Origin of the sequence: Kitasatospora sp. NPDC059160, from assembly GCF_042755465.1 — a bacterium.
GTDB lineage: Bacteria > Actinomycetota > Actinomycetes > Streptomycetales > Streptomycetaceae > Kitasatospora.
In genome coordinates this window covers 12,359-29,791 of sequence record NZ_JBHZCN010000080.1, presented here as the reverse complement: position 1 = coordinate 29,791, position 17,433 = coordinate 12,359, and the positions used below count along the sequence as shown (strand labels likewise).

Here is a 17,433-nt window from a genome sequence, read left to right as displayed (position 1 = left end):
CGGGGGTGACGGTCGGGGGTGACGGTCTGGGGTGGTGGTGTCCGGATGGGGACAGCCGGATTCTACGGTTCCGGCGGCGGGTCGCGGTGCGTGAGGAGCGCCCGCGGGGTCCAGCCGCTCACCCGGGTACGGGCGGGAGTTGGTCTACTCGCCGGGCCGCTCGCGGTCCGCCCCCGACCCGTTCCGCCCGGCCGCCCGGGAGCGGTTCCCGAGCAGCTCCTGCACGCTCGGGAGCCGCCGCCGCTGCTGTGCGGGCGGGGCGATCGGCTGCTGCCGGGGCTCCGGGGCCGGGCCGAGCCCGACCTTGGCCGCCGCGTCGGCCAGGAAGTCCGAGGCCTGCCGCCGGGCGTTGTCCACGCTGTGCCGCAGCTGCTCGGCGTCGCCGCGGAGCTTGTCGGCCTGGCGGCTCAGCAGGTCGTCGCGCTGCTCGGTTCCGCCGCGCTGCTCGCTCCCGCCGAGCTGCTGGAGGCCGGCCGCGGCCCGGGCGGCGGATTCGCGTTCGAGCTGCTCGCCGCGGGCCCGGGCGTCGGCGATGATCTGCTGCGCCGCGGACTCGGTGAGGGTCCGGATCTCGGCCATGTCCTGCTCGGCCTGGCGGCGGAGGAAGGCGGCCTCGGCCTCGAACTGCTCGCGGAGCCGGGCGACTTCCGTGCGGGCGCGGTCGAGCAGGGCGTCCGCCTCCTGGCGCCGGGCCAGGACGTACGGGTCCGGTTCGGCGGTGCGGGCGTCCAGGAGGGTGGGCCGGTGCCCGGCGGTCCGCGGCAATTCGGCGATCCGGCGCAGGCGTTCGGCGACGCCGCCGGCGTCGGCCGGTCGGTGGGCCGGGTCCTTGGCGAGCAGGTCCAGCACCAGGGCGTCGAGTTCGGCCGGCAGTCCGGGCCGCAGGGCGCCGGGGGCGGTCGGCGGGACCTCGCCGTGCATCCGGATCAGCTCGTACAGGGTGCCGCTGAACGGCGGGCGGCCGGTGAGGACTTCGTGCAGCAGGCAGCCGAAGGCGTAGAGGTCGGAGCGGGCGTCGAGGGCGCGGTTCTCGAAGCGCTCGGGGGCCATGTAGGCGGGGGTGCCGACGATCACGTTGGTGCTGGTGACGCCGTCGTCGGCGGTGCCGGTGCGGGCGATGCCGAAGTCGACCACCTTGACCGCACCGGCGGACTGGACCATCACGTTGGCCGGTTTGACGTCCCGGTGGACGACCCCGGCCCGGTGCGCGGTGGCCAGTGCCCCGGCGATCTGGGCGGCCCAGTCGAGGGCCAGGGGCAGCGGTGGCGGCCCGGCGGCCAGGTGGCGGCTGAGTGGGGCGCCGTCGAGCAGCTCCATGACCAGGAAGAACACCGGGCGGTCGGCGGTGCGGTGCTGCCCGAAGTCGTGCACGGTGACGATGGACGGGTGGTTGAGCGCGCCGGCGGTGGCCACCTCCCGGGCGAACCGGGCGGCGTCCTTTCCGGAGCCGGCACCACCGGTGGCACCGGGGAGCAGCACCTTGACGGCGACGAGGCGTCGGATGCGCGCGTCGCGGGCCTTCCAGACCGCGCCGAAGGCGCCCTCGCCGATCTGCTCGACCAGTTCGTACCGCCCGTCGAGTACCTCGCCCGGCTGCATCCCCCGCCCCTTCCGCGCTCCGGCGCCCGTGCCCCGCTCCGGCGGCCGTGCCCCGGTCCGTTTCAACCTACCCCGGGGGCACGGGCGTTCGTCACCCGGCGCGGGCGGGCGTCAGCTCGTCCAGGACGGCGCCGAGCAGGCCGGGGAGGCGGGCGTCGAGCGCGTCGCGGCGGAGCGTGACCAGGCGGGCCTTGCCGCTGGTGCGGACGGTGACCAGGCCGGCCTCGCGCAGGATCCGCCAGTGGTTGGAGAGGGTCGACTTGGGGACGGTGAGCCCCTCGGGGCTGCAGGTGGTCTCGCCCTCCTCGGCGAGGCGGCGGACGAGTTCGAGCCGGACCGGGTCGCCGAGGGCGTGCAGGACGGTGGCGAGGTCGAAGTCCTCGGGGTGGGGCTGGGGCAGGGTCCGCATCTGGGTCCTCGGGTTCCTCGGGTTCCTCGGTGGCTCCGGCCGGCCCTGGCGGTGGGGCGGCGCGCTGTCTAGTATCTCAGTTCGACAGTTCGGGAAAGCCGAACTGATCTTGGTGGTCGAGTGGATCCTCCGGAGGTTGTGACGATGAAGGTGCTGGAGACGCTGGCCCGGGTCTACGTGGACGACCTGGAGGCCGCCCTGCCCACGCTGCGCGAACTCACCGGCGAGCGCGAGGGGTTGCGCTTCCCGTACGCCGGGGTGGAGGTCGCGCGGATCGGCGGTCTGCTGGTCGTCGCGGGCCCGGAGGAGGCGGTGGCGCGCTTCCGCAGGGTGCAGAGCACGCTGCTGGTCGACGACCTGGACGGCCTCGGGCCCCTGCTGGCCACCCTGGGGGGCGAACTGCTGGACGGCCCCAACGAGGTGCCGACCGGCCGCAACGCGACCGTCCGGCACCCGGGCGGGGCGGTGTTCGAGTACGTCGAGTTCGTGAAGGACCGGCCGGTCTTCGCGGACTGACGCGACGTCGGGGCCGGGGAAATTGCCGGTGCGGACGGGCGTTTCCGGGGGTAGGGTCCGCCGGTGACTGGTGATCGTGGGGGAATCGTGGAGGCCGGCAGCACCGGGCCGGAGCCGGAGCCGGAGCCGGAGGCGGAACCCGGGCCGGAGGCAGGGTCTGAGGCGGAGGCAGAACCCGGCGTCGGCCCCGGCCCCGGCCCTGGAGCCGACGGCCGGGCGCCGCGGGTGGGCGTGCAGGTCGCCCTCGCGGTCGTCCTGGTGGGGGCGCTGTTCGCCGGCCTCTGGTACCTGACCGGGGACGGCCGGGGCTTCGGGCCGAGCAACACGCCGGCGAAGTGCAGTCCGGCGAAGCCGACGGACTCGGCCAGGTACCCCGCGCTGTGCGCCGCGCTCAACCGCCCCGACCTGCCGGTGCTGATGGGCGTGCCGAAGGAGCGGGTGCTGGTGGCGCAGGCCGGGATGACGCTGAGCGGCGGGTCGGCCCTGGACAAGGACGCCTACGGTGCGGCGGAGGTGCAGTTCGGCGAGCTCTACGTCCAGCTCGCCGACAGCGCGTACGTCGACGTGGACGACTACGCCCGGCTGTACCCGCCGGCGGACCCGCGCGCACCCGTCCTCGGGCACAAGGCGATGTTCTACCGCACCCCCACGATGACGTTCTCCTTCGCCCTCGGCGGCGGCAAGTCCACCGCGGGCACCGGCGCCCCCGCCCACGCGCTCGCCGTCGCGAAGAACCCGGACGGGACGGGCGGCAGCTTCGAGGTGAGTGCCTGGCGCAAGGACTCGCTGCCGATCGACGACGCCGCCCTCTACCGCCTCGCCGAGGCGGTGCTGCCGGGCCTCCCGGGCTGGGCGGCGGGCTGACCGGTCGTAAGCGCCGCAGGTGTGGGCGGCTGGTGGGGCGGTGGGGCGCGATTCGTCACGATCGCGCCGGTCCGGGCCTCCCATGTGCAGGGAAGGACGTGGTTTTCCCTGCTCTTTGTTCAGGATCTTGCCCCGTTCTGCGACGATCCGATGATCGACGTCCCACTGCGGGGGCGGCGCTTCGCAGGGGAGAGACGGGCATGGCCGAGCGGCCCGAGGACAGCGTCGTCCGGGCAAGGACGAGGTGGGCAGCCAGGTTCGCCGAGCACCGGGAGACCGGGGCGGTACTGACCGGCGGTGTGCTGGGGGCCATGTTCGCGAGCATGGGCCTGGCCGTGCTGTTCGGCCCCGCGAACGGGTTCGGCGGCGACAGCCTGGGCTACCTGGGCGCCGTCAGCATCCTCGGCCTGCTGCCCTGCGGCGCCGGCTTCGTCTGGGCGCTGATCCACCCCAGGCGCGGGCTGCCCGCGGCGGCGGTCGGCGCCGTGCTGGGGCTGGCGATCTTCCTCGGCTTCGCCGGGGACGGCCTCAACGACGCCTGGCGGGCCCCGGCGGACCGCCCGTCCACGGTCCGCGCGGTCGGCAGCTGGACCAGCGGCAGCCTGGTGGTGCGGGTCCGCCCCGACCAGGTGGTCGCCTACCGCAGCAGCGGGGGAGCGGTCGCCTGGCAGTGGACGCCGCCCGGCTCCGACTCCGTGTGCACGATGAGCCGGGGGATCGGCGCGGGCGGCATCGGCCTGGTCGGGCACTCCCCGCACGGCAAGCCCTGCGCGGCGGTCACCTCGCTGGACCTCGCGGACGGCAAGCAGGGCTGGACCGCCACCGTGAACGCACCCGCCCGGGACGGCGACACCGCGGACTCCGACCTCGTCGCGGTGGCGGGCGCCCAGGCCGTGCTGCAGGGCACCGACGGCTGGCGCGCCGTCCGGCTGACCGACGGCCGGGAGCTGTGGCGCAGCGCGCCCGACACCGGGTGCACCCCGGTCGAGGTCGCGGGCGCGGACCAGGACGTGGTGACGGCCGCGGAGTGCGGTGACGGGACGGCGGTCGTGCACACCCTGGCGTCCGGGGACGGGCAGGGGCGGACGCGGGCTGCCATGTCGGCCGAGGGCGGGCTCAAGAACTTCATGGTGGTCTCCGTCGACCCGCTCGTGGTCTGGGTCGACGCCCAGGCCGAGCGCGGCACCCACGCGGTGTTCAGCTTCGACCGGACGGGTCGCCAGCGGGCGTCGATCGCGGTCTCCGGCGGCGAGTACGACCTCGACGTGATGCTGGGCGGCGTCCACGCCTTCGACGAGTTCACCGCCCGGCCGCTGCTCGGCGCGGTGGTGGTCGGGGACCTGTTCATCGTGCCGGGGGAGCGGCAGGGCGACGTCAGCATCAGCGGCGGCCCGCACCCGAGCCGCACCGCCACCGGGCGGCTGGTCGCGTACTCCCTCGCGGACGGCACCAAGCAGTGGACGGCGGGCCTGGACGACCAGGTGACGGGCGTGCTGGTCGACGGGACGTCGGTGTGGGCGATGACCCGCGACCGGCTGGCCCGGATCGACGCGGCGACCGGCCGGCAGAGCCGCGAACTGGACGTCAACGACACCTCCTCGCTCTACCCGGTGGACCTGTCGGCGGCCGGCCGGGAGGAGTTCACGGTCGTCGCCGAGGACGGCACCAGGGACGAGCCGCCGGTCCGCGGCATGGGCTGAGAGGGCCGGACGCGCCCCGAGGGCGCGGCTACTGTGCCGGTCATGTCTGATGATCTGCGGAACATCCGCCCGGGTGCTGAATCCGCCGCACCGTGGGGCGTCGAGCGGGCCACCGGCTCCCCGCCCGACCGCTCCGTGCGGCGTATCGCGACCGGCCACACCGAACCGCTGCTGGCGGTGGCGACGGCGGTGGTCGACGGCCGTCCCCTGGCGGTCACCGGCAGTTGCGACCGGACCGCGCGGGTCTGGGACCTGACCACCGGCCGGCAGATCTGCCCACCCCTCGCCGCCCACACCGGCGAGGTGTGCGCGGTGGCGACGGCGGTGGTCGACGGCCGCCCTGTGGCGGTCACCGGCAGTTGCGACCGGACCGCGCGGGTCTGGGACCTGACCACGTGCGAGCAGGTCGGCGAGCCGCTCACCGGCCACGCGGCCGCGGTGGCGGCGGTGGCGACGGCGGTGGTCGACGGCCGCCCCGTCGCGGTCACCAGCGGCGGCGACGAGACGGTGCGGGTGTGGGACCTGACCACGTGCGAACAGATCGGTGAGCCGCTCACCGGCCACACCTCGGCTGTGTTCTCGGTGGCGACGGCGCTGCTCGACGGCCGCCCCGTGGCGGTCACCGGCAGCTACGACGACACCGTGCGGGTGTGGGACCTGACGATGCGCGAGCAGATCGGCGAGCCGCTGACCGGCCATGAGGAGGGGGTGCGGGCGGTGGCGACGGGGTGGTCGACGGCCGCCCCGTGGCGGTCACCGGTGGTCACGGCGGGACGGTGCGGGTGTGGGACCTGACCGCGTGCGAGCAGGTCGGTGAGCCGCTCACCGGCCACGACGGCTGGGTGCTGTCGGTGGTCACGACGACGATCGGAGGCCGCCCCCGCATCGTCAGCGGAGGCGAGGACTGGACGCTCCAGGTGTGGGATCCGACGACGGTCAGGCGGGTCGGCGCGCCGGTGGTCGGCCATGCCGACAAGGTGCGGGCGATGGCGACCGCGGTGCTGGACGGCCGCCCCCACGTGGTCGCCGGCAGCCAGGACGGGATGCTGCGCGTGTGGGACCTGGCCCCGGGCGGCCAGGTGGGTGAGCCGTAGCGGCCCGGCCCGTTGGTGAACGGGCCGGGCCGGGATGGTAGTTGGGTGTACGGCAGCGCGGCAGGATCTGGGGCGGGGGGCCGTGTCGGGCGGGAGAGGTCCGCGGGGGCGGGGACTCTGCGGGCCCCCTTGTTCCGCAGGGCGGAGCGCGGGGCCGGGCGGCGGTGCGGTCCGTCGGGGGGGCGGGCGTGTGCGGTGTCTCGGTGCGGGCCGGCCTCCGGGCTCTCCGCAGGACAGGCTTGGGTGCGGGATCTACGGTGGAACCGGGTAGCCGCTCTTTGCCGAATGAGTGTCCACGTCGGTTCTTGTCGGCGAGTCTTCCGGCACCGGCTTCGTCCGACCTGGCGAAGCGCAGCCTCGTTCTCCCAGGAGGGGTTATGGCTACTGGGACAGTCAAGTGGTTCAACGCCGAGAAGGGCTTCGGATTCATCGAGCAGGACGGCGGTGGTCCGGACGTGTTCGTGCACTACTCGAACATCGACAGCCAGGGCTTCCGTGAACTGGTGGAAGGCCAGAGGGTCGAGTTCGACATCACCCAGGGCCAGAAGGGACCGCAGGCCGAACGCGTCCGCCTCGCAGGGTGACGGGTCGGCCCGGGCCCGCCCTGGGGCCGGAGCCAGGCGAGCCCGGGCCCGCCCGGGCCGACACGCGGGAGGACATGATGAGCGTTCGGCACACCCTGAACATCATGGACTGGCACGAGGACGGCTCCTCGACCTGGCTGCGCTGGGCCGTCAGCGCGGATCAGATGAGGATGGTCCGGGACCTCCTCGACCGGGCGCCGGACGCCGAGGGCGTCGTGACCCCGGAACAGGCGGACCAGGCACGCGCGGCCGCCGATCGGTGGCTGACCTGCGCGAACCAGGACTGGTCACCCCCGGGGTGAGGTCACACCGGAGTCGGTGCGGGGCAGCGGACACCGCCCTCTCGCGCCGTCTTCTCGCGCTCACGGCCGTTTCGTGGTGCCGAACCTCGGGCCGGGAAGGTTCAGCACGCCGACCCGTCGTGGTGTGGCGACCACCAGAGCGGGCTTGACGCCGAACGCCACCACCCGTGCGGCGACGGCCCGTTCGCCGAGCCCGGGCAGTTCGGCGACGACCTGGCGTTGGTTCAGGTCCCAGACCCGGATGGCGCCGTCGAGGACGTGAACCACGACGACCCGCCGGAGGAAGTCGTACACCAGGGCCAGTTCCCCGGACTGTTCGCCCCCGGCCGTGGCGATCGGCAGGCGGCCGAGTTCCGTGCCGGTGGCCGTCTCGTGGACGGCGACGGCGTCCGGGCCGGACACGCAGGCCAGCGTGCCCGAGGTGCTGAGGGCGAGGCCGGTCACCACCGGGCTGCCACCGAAGGCGTGCAGGACCCGGCCGTTCGACCCGTCCCAGGCGACGGCACCGGCCGGGGCCCGACCCGTGCCGTCGCCCTAGCCGATCACGATGCCCTCGGCGGCGGACAGCAGCTGCCGGGGGAGCGTGCCGCCCGCGAAGCGCAGGCGACGGTTCGGTCCCGTCAGGGCGAAGGGTGGTACGCCCGGCTCGGCCAGGGCGATCGCCCGTATGCCCTGGTGCGGGAAGGCGGCGCCGGTGGTGTACGGCTGCGACCCGTCCGGTGCGTCCAGCGCGTCCAGCGGTCGGCCGAGGACGGGTGCCTGCCCCCGCAGATCGGCCTCGACGAGGACCTGCCGGGGCCCCTGGGAGGACGTGTCCGGCATCCGCTGCAGGACGGTCAGGGCCGTGGTGTCCGGCCCGTCCGCCAGCACCACCCCCTCGTCCGGGCCGAACAGCCCGGGCACCGGCAGGGCCGGCGACAGCCTCATCAAGCCGTGGACCTCCACCGACGACCAGAGCCGCCCCAGGGCCTGCCCGCGCAGGCACACCGCCAGTGCGGGCGAGCCCTGGGCGCGGACCGGCTGCAACCACGCCTGCTCGACGACCTGTTCGGGCGTGCAGGTGAACAGCGGCCGCAGGGCCGCCAACGAGGTCGGGCCCTGGACCGGCGGGTGGTTCGGCGGAGGCGGAGGTGGAGGCGAAGACGGAATCGGGTTCGGGTTCGGGACGTGGTCGACCCTCGTCGGTACGACCACGGTCGGGGTGTAGCCCGGCAGCGGGCTCCGGAGGCTGCGGCGCAGCGAGTCGGCCGTCGCGAGCGCGTCCGGGCGCAGCGCCGGGTCCTTGCTCAGCAGCGTCCCCAGCAGATCGGCCAGTGGCCCGGCGTTCCTGAACGGCGCGGGCTGCTGGGTGAGGATCGAGACGTACAGCGCCGTCAGCGTCGTCGCGTCGAACGGGCGGCGGCCCTCGACGATCGTGTACAGCGTCGCGCCCAGCGACCACATGTCGCTGGCGGGCGCGGCCTCGACGCCCTCCAGTTGCTCGGGTGACATGTAGTGCGGGGTACCGATCGCAACACCGGTGCGGGTGAGTTGGGTGGTGGCGTCCAGGAGCCGGGCGATCCCGAAGTCGGCGATGACGGCGCGGTCGCCGGCGAGCAGGACGTTCTCCGGCTTCAAGTCGCGGTGCACGACGCCGGCGGCGTGCGCGTGGGCGAGTGCGTCGGCCATGGCGGCGCCGAGTTCCGCGACCCGGCGCCAGTCCATGGCCCCGCGTTCGCGGACCTCCTCACCGAGGGAAGAGCCGCGGACCAGCTCCATGACGATCCACGGGATGCCGCCGTCGGTGATGACGTCGTGGACGGTGATCACCCCGTCGTGCCGCAAGCGGGCCGCGACGCGCGCCTCGCGCATCGCCCGCTCCACCAACTCGCGGCGCTCCTCAGGGGGGAGGTCGTCCGGGAGCATCAGCTCCTTGAGCGCGACGACCCGGTCGAGGTTGGCATCGTGGCCACCCCACACCCGGCCCATGCCGCCGCGCCCGATCAACCGGTCGAGCCGGTACCGGCCGCTGACCACGTATCCCACCCCGATAGACATGCGGGTCACTGTAGGCAATGCCTGATCGACGGGCGAGCTGCACGGGGGAGTCGGCCCACGCCCCTGCCCGGCCCGTTGGTGAACGGGCCGGGCAGGGGGAGCAGTTAGGCGGTGAAGCGGGGGTCGCGGGCTTCGACGGCCTGGATGAAGGCGGTCCACTCGCTGTGGTTGAAGGCGAGGTGGGGGCGGTGGGGGTTCTTGTCGTCGCCGAGCCAGACGTCGCCGTTGTCGAAGCGGGCGATGATCACGCAGTTGCCGTTGGACTCGCCGGAGAAGGGGGACTTGACCCATTCGGCGTCGGCAGGGTCGTGCGCGTAGGGGTCGTGCATGAGACCTCCCCTTTGGGCAGCGGCCCGGCCCGTGGGTGAACGGGCCGGGCTGGAGGAGCAGTTAGGCGGTGAAGCGGGGGTCGCGGGCTTCGATGGCCTGGATGAAGGCGGTCCACTCGCTGTGGTTGAAGGCGAGGTGGGGGCGGTCGGGGTTCTTGTCGTCGCCGAGCCAGACGTCGCCGTTGTCGAACCGGGCGATGATCACGCAGTCGCCGTTGTCATCACCGGAGAAGGGAGACTTGAACCAATCGGCAGAGGCTGGGTCATGGTTGTACGGGTCGTGCTTCTCGCTCACGTCAGCTCTTCCAACTTGCGTTCAAGGGCGGCGATGGTCTCCTCCGGCGACAGGGCACAGCGCTGGAGTCGGGCGAAGGCCCGTTCGGCGCGGCGAACGTCGCGGCCGGTTCTACGCGGGAGCATACCGCCAACGGCTTCGATGAATACGAAGCCGTCTTCGGGGTCGTCGGGGAACCTCATCAGGGTGAGTCCCGAGGTCAAGATGCCTTGTCGACCGGCACTCAACGGCACTATCCGGATGCTGACATTCGGATACTGGGCGACTTTGATCGTATGGCGGATCTGGTCGATCAGGACGTTCCGGTCGCCGGCGACCAGCAGGGCCACCTCGCCGAAGTACGCGTCGAGGTTGAGGGCGGAATCCTTGGTCAGGCGGCGCTGACGCAGCATCCGGACTTCGGTCGCGGTCTCGATCTGTTCGTCATTGGGCGCGCTGAGACCGGCCGCGATCATCTCCTTGGCGTACCCCTCGGTTTGGACGAGGCCCGGGAAGGCCGAGGGGAAGTAGTTCAACATCTGTGAGGCATCGGCTTCGAGCGCCAGGTACTCACTGAAAGCCGCAGTGATGGAGTTGGCGAAGTCCAGGGTGCGCCACCACTGCCTTGCCGGGGCGTCGCCGAGGAGGCCTTCGAGATCCTCGCGCTCCTGGCCGGTGATCCCGACGTGGTCGAGCAGAGTTGCGAGATCGATGGCCGTGATCGGCTGCAGGGCTCGTTCGATTCGGCTGAGGCGACCGGCACTCCACCCCTTCAAACCGGCCGTGACGTCGGCCAGTGTCTTGTTGTTCTCCAGTCGCCAGGCGCGCAGCTCCTCGCCAAGGCGGATCTGCCTGATCGCGGACAGGTCCCTGCTCAAGTGGCGTCCCTCCCTCCGGGTGTTGGAGCACCAGTCTCGCCAGAGTCCAGGCCTCGACTCAAGCCAGTTTCAAGATCAATTAATTTCTTCGAGCAATGATGTTGCGGTTTCGATTTCGCATCCTCCACACTCAACGTGACCGCACGGACACGTACCTGACGTCGTGTCGAAGCGAAGGGGCACCCATGTCCGCGTTGAGCACACCTCTCCTCCGCACCTCCGAGCTCTCCCTTACCGAGCACTCCACCTCGGTCCGCATCGCCCGGCGCCACATCCGCAACCAGCTCGGCCTCTGGGGCTACTGCGGCGACAAGGTCGACGACCTCGTCCTCATCGGCTCCGAGCTCGTCACCAACGCCGTCGTCCACGCCTGCCAGGGCGACGGCGAAGTCCGCCTCTACCTCCAGGAGTTCAGCGGCGACTGCCGCCTCGAAGTCTGGGACCCGCGCTTCGACCTGCCGCTCCAGAAGCCCCGCCTGCGCCGCTTCAACGAGGGCGGCCGGGGCATCCAGCTCGTCCGCGAACTCTCGCTCGACTTCGGCGTCGTCGTCCGCCGGGGCTCGGGCAAGCGCGTCTGGGCGCGCGTCCTCCTCACCTGACCTCCCTACCCCTGTCGATCACCCCGCAAGGAAGTCCACCCGCCATGCACCCCGCCGCGATCGCCTTCCGCAACCCCGCCGCCCTGCACGCCCGTTGCGACTACGGCCGCCCCCGTCGCCTCTACTTCGAGCCCGACTACGAGACCGGCGCCGCCGTCCCCGACCCCACCGCCTGGGAGCCCCTCCCCGGCGGCTACCCCGAGCGGTTCGCCCCCGGCTACTTCACCCCCGCCTCCGGTCTGGTCGAGCTGTTCCGGCTCCCCGACACCGTCACCGACCGCGACACCCTCGCCGCGCTGGTCGAGACCCTCGGCGATCCGCACCCCGTCACCCTCGGTGACGCCGACGACCCGCCCGGGCAGTCCACCACCCACGTCCTCCCCGAGTCCGGCCGGCGCCCCGGCCTCCACGTCGACAACCACCAGAACCTCCCCTACGGCGAGCGCCGGAAGGCCCGCCGACGACTCTGCGTGAACCTCGGCCCCGGCCCCCGCTACCTCCTCCTCGCCGACACCGACATCCTGACCATCTGCCGCTGCGTCCAGGAGCGCTACGAGCAGCACCGCCCCTCCACCGACGACCTGCGCATGTACCTCGCGCTGCACCGCCCGCTGCGCCTGCTCCGCCTGCGCATCGACCCCGGCGAGGGCTGGTTCGCGCCCACCTCCTTCCTCCCCTACGACGAGTCCACCGAGGGCCTGGCCCTGCCCTCCTCCACCTCCTCCTGGCTCGGTCACTGGGAGCCGCACCTCTTCGAGTCCCCGATCTGAGCGATCCGGCCGATCTGACCGATCTGTCCGTTCCGCGCGCCTGTGTCAGGCTGGTGAGGGAGCACCGCCGACATCGGGAGGCTCGTGATGGCCGAGATCAGGGTGAACGGGGTCGGGCTGCACTACGAGGCCCAAGGCGAAGGCCCCGGTGTCGTCCTGGTGCACGGCTCGTGGACCGACGCGGACTCCTGGGCCCGGGTGGTGCCGGGCCTTGCCGAGTCCACCACCGTCGTCGCCTACGACCGCCGGGGCCACAGCCGCAGCGAGGACCCGCTGACCCAGGGCTCGGTGCACGAGGACGCCGCCGACCTGGCCGGGCTGATCGAGGGCCTCGGCCTCGCGCCGGCCTTCGTCTGCGGGAACTCGTACGGCGCGCTGATCGCGCTGCGGCTCGCCTCCGCCCGGCCCGACCTGCTGCGGGGGATCGCCGTGCACGAGCCGCCGGGCACCGGCGTCCTGCTCACCGACCCGGAGCTGCGGCCGATCGCCGCCGCCCTCGCCGTCCGGATCGCCGCCGTCCGGGAGCTGCTGGAGCAGGCGGAGTCGGCCGCGGCGGCGGAGCTGTTCGTGGAGACGGTCGCCTTCGGGCCGGGGGCGTGGGCCCAGTTGCCCGCACCGGTGCGGCACACCTTCATCCGCAACGCCCCGACCTACCTGGACGAGTTGCGGGACCCGGACGCGCTGGATCTGGACCTGACCGCGCTCGGCGACTTCACCGAGGCCGTGCTGCTCACGCAGAGCGACGACAGCCCGCCGATGTACGGCGAGGTGCTGGACATCATCGACCTCACCCTCGCGAAGGCGGAACGGCACCTCTACCAGGGCGCCGGTCACGCTCCGCACCTGTCGCAGCCGGAGGAATGGGTGCGGGTGGTGCTCCCGCGCGCATTGGTGTGAAACGGACCTGAGGGGCGCGAAATCGGGAGCACACGCCCGCTCATGCGCCCTTCGCGGTGCGCTCCTCAGGGCGCCGTCACCAGCTCCTCCCCGCGCGGCGTCCGCCGGTACAGCACCTCCCGCCCGCTGCGGACCCGGCTGACCAGCCCCGAGCGGTGCAGCACCCCCAGGTGGTAGGAGACCGTTCCGGCGCTGAGGAAGTGCCGGGCGGCCAGCGCCGCGGTGGTCGCCGGGTCGACCAGTGCGGCCAGCAGGTCCGCCCGGGTGGGCCCGACCAGCTGGGCCAGGGCGGGCGCGGGTGTCCGGGGCGCGGGCACGGACGGTGTGATCGGGTACATCAGCGTCGGCGCCCGGTGGCAGCCGTCGACCGTGTCGAGGATGACGTGGATCGAGCGGCTGACCAGCGTCGGCATCAGCAGCACCATGCGGGCCGGCAGGTTCACCTCGAAGCGGCTCTCCAGCTGGATCATCCCGTTCGACCAGGAGAGTTCCGGGGAGAGCGAGTTGAACAGCGAACCGGTGCCGTACCGGGCGACGTGCCGGCCGCGCTGGTCGATCTCGGCGTCCAGCACCGCGCGGGCGTCCGGCCAGTACGGGGCGACCGCCAGCTCCCAGTACCGGCCCAGCTCGTCCGCGACCCGCTCGGCGAAGTGGCGCGGGCCGCGCCGCAGCGTGCGCAGCACCACGTCCGGCAGCGGCCGGCCGGCCAGGTTGGCGGCGGGCAGCCCGTGGCGGACGGTGTCCAACTCGGCCAGCACCCGGTCCGGGTCGGCGCGGCGGACGGCCGTCAGCTGCTCGGCGATCGTCGGGTCCGGGCCGGTCGGGTGCGGGGCGAGGAAGTCGGGGAGGTAGCCGCCGGCCCGCTCCAGCGCCAGCCCGGACAGCAGCTCCAGCCCCTCCCGGCGCAGCACCCGGCGGGTCCGGCCGACCCAGGCGTACGGGCCGGTGCGGGAGTTGAGCGCGGAGGCGGCCATCAGGGTGTTGACCGCCTCGTGCAACGGGGAGACGACGAACCGGGTGCGGGCGAGCCCGGTCGAGTCGATCGTGAGCCGGATCATGCCGTCCACCCCTCTGCCGACCTGCCGGAACGGTCGGCTTTGTCGCCCTTTCGGTCGTCAACCCTTCGACCCTGGTCGAATCCTGACACGAATGCTCGCCATCGAAGTCGCCCGGGCGCAGGCTTCTCCCGTGACCGCGTCAGCACGGACGCGGCGCGAGCGGAAGGAACCCCGACGAACATGACGAGCACGCGCGGCCGCATCGCCGCCCTGCTGGGCGCCGTCGCGGTGGTCGCCGGCACCACCCTGGCCGGCCCCGCCGTCGCCGCCCCGGCCGAACCACCGGGCCACGGCGGCGGCGTCACCGGGCAGGCACCCTGCCAGGGCGCGCCCGAATTCACCTGCGGAACCCTCACCGTGCCGCTCGACCACAGCGGCCGGACCCCCGGCACCCTCCAGCTCGACGTGGCGATGACCGGCAGCGCCGACGCCCCCAAGGGCGACCTGGTGTTCCTCGCCGGGGGCCCCGGCCAGCCCGGCGTCCCGCTGATCCGCCGGATCGCGAGCAAGCTGGAACCCGTCCTCAAGGACTACCGCCTGATCATGTACGACCAGCGCGGCACCGGCGAGCGGGCCCTCCAGTGCCCCGGCCTCCAGGAGGACATGGGCTCCTCCGACCTCGCCGTACCCCGCAAGCAGTCCATCGCCGACTGCGCCACCGCCCTCGGCCCGAACGCCCGCTACTACAGCAGCGCGGACACCGTCGCCGACATCGACCTGCTGCGCCAGGCCCTCGGCGACCGGCGGATCACCCTGGACGGCGTCTCCTACGGCACCTTCGTCGCCGAGCGCTACGCCCTCGCCCACCCGGCGCACGTCGACCGGCTGGTGCTCGACTCGGTCGTGCCGCAGGGCGGCTACGACCCGATGGACCTGATCGCGCTGCCCGCCACCGCCCGGGTGCTGCGCACCGCCTGCCAGGCCACCGGCTGCACCACCGACCCGGCCGCCGACCTCGCCACCACCGTGCAGAAGTACGGCAACGGCGCGCAGATCCTGGACGCGCTCACCAGCTACGAGTTCGCGGACCCCAACTACGGCGGGGTGCCGGAAGCCCTGCACGAAGCGGCCGGCGGCAACCCGCAGAAGCTCCAGTCCTTCATCGACGACGTCCACAAGAACGACGCCGCCCCGGCCGAACTGCTCAGCCAGGGCCTGCACGCCGCCACCCTGTGCGCCGACGGGCGCTACCCGTGGGGCTCCTCGGACACCCCCGTGGCGGGCCGGGCGGCCGCGCTGGAGCGGACCCGGAAGAACCTGACGGCCGAGCAGACCTGGCCGTACGACCCGGCGACCGCGACCGGCCTCGGCAGCCTGCTGGTCTGCCTGGACTGGCCGCGCGAGCAGGTGCCGCCGCTGCCGCCGGCACACCGCAAGCTGCCGAACGTGCCGGTGCTGCTGCTCGGCGGGGACCGGGACCTCTCCACCCCGTACGAGTGGCTGTACCAGCAGGCGAAGCTGACGCACGACCCGCAGGTCGTGATCGTCCCGGGGGCGGCGCACTCGGTGCAGACCCGGGCGGCCAACCCGGCGGGGCGGCAGGCGGTCTACGACTTCCTGCTCAAGTAGCCGGTTCCTGCTCAAGGAGCCGGAAGGCGGCGGGCCGTTCCGCACAGGGGACGGAACGGCCCGGCGCCGCCTCAGAGTTCGGAGGAGTCCCAGCCGTCGTCCGGGAGGGACGGGTCGGGCCCCGGGCAGTCGACGTGGTCCCAGCCCCACATCATCACCTTGTACAGCATCCAGTCCGCGAGCGGCGGGTCCTCCCGGTTCTCGCGGTCGGTGAGGATCAGGGCCACCCAGACGTCCTCGACGGGCGAGAACTCCAGGGTCCGCTGGTCGGGCAGGTTCTCGTACTCCACCGTCCGCCAGGTGCAGCCCGCCGCGGTGAGTGCGGCGGTCAGCTCGGACTCGACGACGGCGGTCCGGTAGGTCCGCGTCCCGCCGCCGTCCACGGGGAGTTCGAGTTCGCCCTGCCAGGTCGCCAGGGACACCGAACGGAGCTGCCGGCAGTGGCAGAACACCGTGAGCGCGTCGCCGAAGCCGAAGGCGTGTGGCCAGCGGCCCTCGCGGTGGATCCGGCCGCCGTCCCACGGGGCGCCGTAGCGGGCGGAGAGCTCGGACAGCCGGGCGCCGTAGCGCAGTTCACCGAGGGCGCCGGTGGCGAAGAACCGGGTGAGCCGGTCGAGGAAGTCCGTCACCCCAGGCACCCGCGCACCGCCTCGATCAGCCGGTTGGCGCGGGCGTCGCCGTGGCCGATCATCCGGTTCGCGACGTAGCCGAAGCCGACGCCGAACTCGTCGTCACCGAAGGCGAACTGGCCGCCGGCGCCGTCGTTGCCGAAGCTGCGCGCGCCGAGCAGCGGGCGGAACCCGGCGGAGTCCAGCAGCAGGCCGGAGCCCCAGCGGGCGCCCATGTCGAAGCCCAGGAAGCCCTGGCCGGAGGAGACTTCGCGCACCGCGTCGGTCACGGTGTCGGCGGAGAGCAGTCGGGGGCCGCCGTCCAGGCCGGTGGCCGCGGCCGCGTACAGGCCGGCCAGTCCGGTGGCGGAGGCGACCGCGCCCGCGCCGGGCAGCTCGATCGCGTGCAGGGCCGGGTCGTTCCAGCCGTGCGGCACGTCCAGACCGGGGAAGACCAGGGCGCCGTTCATGGTGACGATCCGGGTGAGCAGGTGCTCGGGGCCGGGCATCGGGCGGCGGCCCTCGGCCTCCACCAGCCGGGCCAGGCGCGGGAGTTCGCTCTCCGGCAGGCCGATCCACAGCGGCAGGCCGAGCGGCCCGGCGATCTCCTCGCGCAGGAACGCGCCCGGGGTCAGGCCGGTGATCCGGCGGATCACCTCGCCGACGGCGAAGCCGAACACGTGGCCGTGGTACTCGTAGGTGGTGCCCGGCTCCCAGAGCGGCTGCTGGGCCTCGATCGCGCGGATCACCGGATCCCAGGCGGCGACCTCCTCGAACGGGAGCACCGCGTCCAGGGCCGGGATGCCCGCCCGGTGGCCGAGGATCGTCCGGACGGCGACGTCCTGCTTGCCGTGGCGCGCGAACTCGGGCCAATAGCGGGCGACCGGGGCGTCCAGGTCGAGGCGGCCCTGCTGGGCGAGCAGCAGGGCGCTGATGCTCACCGCGCCCTTGGCGCAGGAGAACACCGGGACGACGGTGTCCTGCGTCCAGGCCCGGCCGGTCCGCTGGTCGGCGGTGCCGCCCCACAGCTCGACCACCTTGCGGCCGCCGACGAAGACCGTGACGGCGGAGCCGAGTTCGGGGAAAGCCGCGAAGTTGCCCGCGAAGGCGTCGGCGACGGCGCCGAAGCGCTCGTCGACCCAGCCCTGGTAGTCCTGCATGGTGTACCGCCCCGTTCCGCATGCTCCAAGATCGTTGACCGGACCACGGTACGGCGTCAGGACGGTCGGGACGAGGGGATTTCCCCGGGTCGGGGAGGGTGGGGCGGATGGGGCGGGCGGGCCGCCCGAGGGCCGTCCGGCGGGTGGTCAGCGGGCCGTGGGCGGGCCGGCGGCGGGCCGTCCGGC

General features: G+C 73.3%; 21 protein-coding genes. 11 read left to right on the top strand and 10 right to left on the bottom strand.

The genetic code is table 11. The features are described from left to right. Positions 1–144 precede the first annotated feature (144 nt). Positions 145–1,599: a protein kinase gene (locus ACFXOZ_RS29630; RefSeq protein WP_380593306.1), complete on the bottom strand. Its 1,455-nt coding sequence runs from the start codon at positions 1,597–1,599 to the stop codon at positions 145–147. Between the two features lie 91 nt (positions 1,600–1,690). Continuing rightward, positions 1,691–2,008: an ArsR/SmtB family transcription factor gene (locus ACFXOZ_RS29625; RefSeq protein ID WP_375889894.1), complete on the bottom strand. Its 318-nt coding sequence runs from the start codon at positions 2,006–2,008 to the stop codon at positions 1,691–1,693. Positions 2,009–2,152: 144 nt separating this feature from the next. On the opposite strand from ACFXOZ_RS29625, the gene ACFXOZ_RS29620 reads away from it, so the two are divergent. The 7 genes from ACFXOZ_RS29620 (at position 2,153) to ACFXOZ_RS29590 (ending at position 7,068) form a co-directional block, all read left to right on the top strand. Further along, entirely contained in the window at positions 2,153–2,524 is a 372-nt protein-coding gene (locus ACFXOZ_RS29620; protein ID WP_380593305.1) for a hypothetical protein, read from the top strand. 63 nt (positions 2,525–2,587) lie between these two features. Beyond that, positions 2,588–3,388 carry a DUF6215 domain-containing protein gene (locus tag ACFXOZ_RS29615; protein ID WP_380593304.1) on the top strand — a complete coding sequence of 267 codons (801 nt, stop codon included), beginning with the start codon at positions 2,588–2,590 and terminating at the stop codon, positions 3,386–3,388. A 200-nt stretch (positions 3,389–3,588) separates the two neighbouring features. Then, positions 3,589–5,088, top strand: a complete 1,500-nt coding sequence (locus ACFXOZ_RS29610; protein ID WP_380593303.1) for a PQQ-binding-like beta-propeller repeat protein — start codon at positions 3,589–3,591, stop codon at positions 5,086–5,088. 42 nt (positions 5,089–5,130) lie between these two features. Further along, positions 5,131–5,883: a hypothetical protein gene (locus tag ACFXOZ_RS29605; protein WP_380593302.1), complete on the top strand. Its 753-nt coding sequence runs from the start codon at positions 5,131–5,133 to the stop codon at positions 5,881–5,883. Continuing rightward, complete coding sequence (locus ACFXOZ_RS29600; protein ID WP_380593301.1) at positions 5,871–6,182, top strand: WD40 repeat domain-containing protein; 312 nt, start codon at positions 5,871–5,873, stop codon at positions 6,180–6,182. The genes ACFXOZ_RS29605 and ACFXOZ_RS29600 overlap by 13 nt, the downstream gene beginning before the upstream one ends. A gap of 377 nt (positions 6,183–6,559) precedes the next feature. Continuing rightward, positions 6,560–6,766 (top strand): cold-shock protein, encoded by a 207-nt coding sequence (locus tag ACFXOZ_RS29595; RefSeq protein WP_375889879.1) that lies wholly within the window; start codon positions 6,560–6,562, stop codon positions 6,764–6,766. 77 nt (positions 6,767–6,843) lie between these two features. Then, complete coding sequence (locus ACFXOZ_RS29590; protein WP_375889877.1) at positions 6,844–7,068, top strand: hypothetical protein; 225 nt, start codon at positions 6,844–6,846, stop codon at positions 7,066–7,068. A 60-nt stretch (positions 7,069–7,128) separates the two neighbouring features. Here ACFXOZ_RS29590 and ACFXOZ_RS29585 read toward each other — a convergent pair whose 3' ends face one another. The 5 genes from ACFXOZ_RS29585 to ACFXOZ_RS29565 all read right to left on the bottom strand — a co-directional run bounded on the left by ACFXOZ_RS29585 (position 7,129) and on the right by ACFXOZ_RS29565 (position 10,586). After that, positions 7,129–7,512: a hypothetical protein gene (locus tag ACFXOZ_RS29585; RefSeq protein ID WP_380593300.1), complete on the bottom strand. Its 384-nt coding sequence runs from the start codon at positions 7,510–7,512 to the stop codon at positions 7,129–7,131. 90 nt (positions 7,513–7,602) lie between these two features. Next, a complete protein-coding gene (locus tag ACFXOZ_RS29580; protein ID WP_380593299.1) occupies positions 7,603–9,105 on the bottom strand; it encodes a serine/threonine-protein kinase in 1,503 nt (500 codons plus the stop codon). Positions 9,106–9,209: 104 nt separating this feature from the next. Beyond that, positions 9,210–9,434 carry a DUF397 domain-containing protein gene (locus tag ACFXOZ_RS29575; protein WP_380593298.1) on the bottom strand — a complete coding sequence of 75 codons (225 nt, stop codon included), beginning with the start codon at positions 9,432–9,434 and terminating at the stop codon, positions 9,210–9,212. Between the two features lie 61 nt (positions 9,435–9,495). After that, positions 9,496–9,729, bottom strand: a complete 234-nt coding sequence (locus ACFXOZ_RS29570; protein ID WP_380593297.1) for a DUF397 domain-containing protein — start codon at positions 9,727–9,729, stop codon at positions 9,496–9,498. Beyond that, positions 9,726–10,586, bottom strand: a complete 861-nt coding sequence (locus ACFXOZ_RS29565) for a helix-turn-helix domain-containing protein (RefSeq protein ID WP_380593296.1) — start codon at positions 10,584–10,586, stop codon at positions 9,726–9,728. The genes ACFXOZ_RS29570 and ACFXOZ_RS29565 overlap by 4 nt, the downstream gene beginning before the upstream one ends. Positions 10,587–10,771: 185 nt before the next feature. On the opposite strand from ACFXOZ_RS29565, the gene ACFXOZ_RS29560 reads away from it, so the two are divergent. The 3 genes from ACFXOZ_RS29560 (at position 10,772) to ACFXOZ_RS29550 (ending at position 12,852) form a co-directional block, all read left to right on the top strand. Continuing rightward, positions 10,772–11,185 (top strand): ATP-binding protein, encoded by a 414-nt coding sequence (locus ACFXOZ_RS29560; protein WP_380401569.1) that lies wholly within the window; start codon positions 10,772–10,774, stop codon positions 11,183–11,185. Positions 11,186–11,229: 44 nt separating this feature from the next. Continuing rightward, positions 11,230–11,955 (top strand): hypothetical protein, encoded by a 726-nt coding sequence (locus ACFXOZ_RS29555; RefSeq protein ID WP_380593295.1) that lies wholly within the window; start codon positions 11,230–11,232, stop codon positions 11,953–11,955. 87 nt (positions 11,956–12,042) lie between these two features. Then, on the top strand, positions 12,043–12,852 hold the full coding sequence (locus tag ACFXOZ_RS29550) for an alpha/beta fold hydrolase (protein WP_375889862.1): 810 nt from the start codon (positions 12,043–12,045) through the stop codon (positions 12,850–12,852). Positions 12,853–12,917: 65 nt separating this feature from the next. On the opposite strand, the gene ACFXOZ_RS29545 is transcribed toward ACFXOZ_RS29550, so the two are convergent. Then, positions 12,918–13,910 (bottom strand): helix-turn-helix domain-containing protein, encoded by a 993-nt coding sequence (locus tag ACFXOZ_RS29545; RefSeq protein WP_380593294.1) that lies wholly within the window; start codon positions 13,908–13,910, stop codon positions 12,918–12,920. Between the two features lie 180 nt (positions 13,911–14,090). Here ACFXOZ_RS29545 and ACFXOZ_RS29540 point away from each other — a divergent pair, with 180 nt between their 5' ends. Then, positions 14,091–15,479 carry an alpha/beta fold hydrolase gene (locus ACFXOZ_RS29540; protein ID WP_380593293.1) on the top strand — a complete coding sequence of 463 codons (1,389 nt, stop codon included), beginning with the start codon at positions 14,091–14,093 and terminating at the stop codon, positions 15,477–15,479. Positions 15,480–15,550: 71 nt separating this feature from the next. Here the strand turns inward: ACFXOZ_RS29540 and ACFXOZ_RS29535 are convergent, their stop codons facing one another. Both ACFXOZ_RS29535 and ACFXOZ_RS29530 read right to left on the bottom strand, forming a co-directional pair. Further along, the gene (locus ACFXOZ_RS29535; RefSeq protein ID WP_375889856.1) at positions 15,551–16,108 is read right to left on the bottom strand and encodes a hypothetical protein; all 558 of its coding nucleotides are present in this window, start codon (positions 16,106–16,108) and stop codon (positions 15,551–15,553) included. Beyond that, entirely contained in the window at positions 16,105–17,247 is a 1,143-nt protein-coding gene (locus ACFXOZ_RS29530; RefSeq protein WP_380593292.1) for a serine hydrolase domain-containing protein, read from the bottom strand. The genes ACFXOZ_RS29535 and ACFXOZ_RS29530 overlap by 4 nt, the downstream gene beginning before the upstream one ends. Between the last annotated feature and the right edge of the window lie 186 nt (positions 17,248–17,433).

What these genes read in the sequence shown, in the direction of transcription:
- ACFXOZ_RS29630 (WP_380593306.1), bottom strand. Translation starts at nt 1,599, where the DNA reads ATGCAGCCGGGCGAGGTACTCGACGGGCGGTACGAACTGGTCGAGCAG.
- ACFXOZ_RS29625 (WP_375889894.1), bottom strand. Translation starts at nt 2,008, where the DNA reads ATGCGGACCCTGCCCCAGCCCCACCCCGAGGACTTCGACCTCGCCACC.
- ACFXOZ_RS29620 (WP_380593305.1), top strand. Translation starts at nt 2,153, where the DNA reads ATGAAGGTGCTGGAGACGCTGGCCCGGGTCTACGTGGACGACCTGGAG.
- ACFXOZ_RS29610 (WP_380593303.1), top strand. Translation starts at nt 3,589, where the DNA reads ATGGCCGAGCGGCCCGAGGACAGCGTCGTCCGGGCAAGGACGAGGTGG.
- ACFXOZ_RS29605 (WP_380593302.1), top strand. Translation starts at nt 5,131, where the DNA reads ATGTCTGATGATCTGCGGAACATCCGCCCGGGTGCTGAATCCGCCGCA.
- ACFXOZ_RS29595 (WP_375889879.1), top strand. Translation starts at nt 6,560, where the DNA reads ATGGCTACTGGGACAGTCAAGTGGTTCAACGCCGAGAAGGGCTTCGGA.
- ACFXOZ_RS29590 (WP_375889877.1), top strand. Translation starts at nt 6,844, where the DNA reads ATGAGCGTTCGGCACACCCTGAACATCATGGACTGGCACGAGGACGGC.
- ACFXOZ_RS29580 (WP_380593299.1), bottom strand. Translation starts at nt 9,105, where the DNA reads ATGTCTATCGGGGTGGGATACGTGGTCAGCGGCCGGTACCGGCTCGAC.
- ACFXOZ_RS29575 (WP_380593298.1), bottom strand. Translation starts at nt 9,434, where the DNA reads ATGCACGACCCCTACGCGCACGACCCTGCCGACGCCGAATGGGTCAAG.
- ACFXOZ_RS29560 (WP_380401569.1), top strand. Translation starts at nt 10,772, where the DNA reads ATGTCCGCGTTGAGCACACCTCTCCTCCGCACCTCCGAGCTCTCCCTT.
- ACFXOZ_RS29555 (WP_380593295.1), top strand. Translation starts at nt 11,230, where the DNA reads ATGCACCCCGCCGCGATCGCCTTCCGCAACCCCGCCGCCCTGCACGCC.
- ACFXOZ_RS29550 (WP_375889862.1), top strand. Translation starts at nt 12,043, where the DNA reads ATGGCCGAGATCAGGGTGAACGGGGTCGGGCTGCACTACGAGGCCCAA.
- ACFXOZ_RS29545 (WP_380593294.1), bottom strand. Translation starts at nt 13,910, where the DNA reads ATGATCCGGCTCACGATCGACTCGACCGGGCTCGCCCGCACCCGGTTC.
- ACFXOZ_RS29540 (WP_380593293.1), top strand. Translation starts at nt 14,091, where the DNA reads ATGACGAGCACGCGCGGCCGCATCGCCGCCCTGCTGGGCGCCGTCGCG.
- ACFXOZ_RS29530 (WP_380593292.1), bottom strand. Translation starts at nt 17,247, where the DNA reads ATGCAGGACTACCAGGGCTGGGTCGACGAGCGCTTCGGCGCCGTCGCC.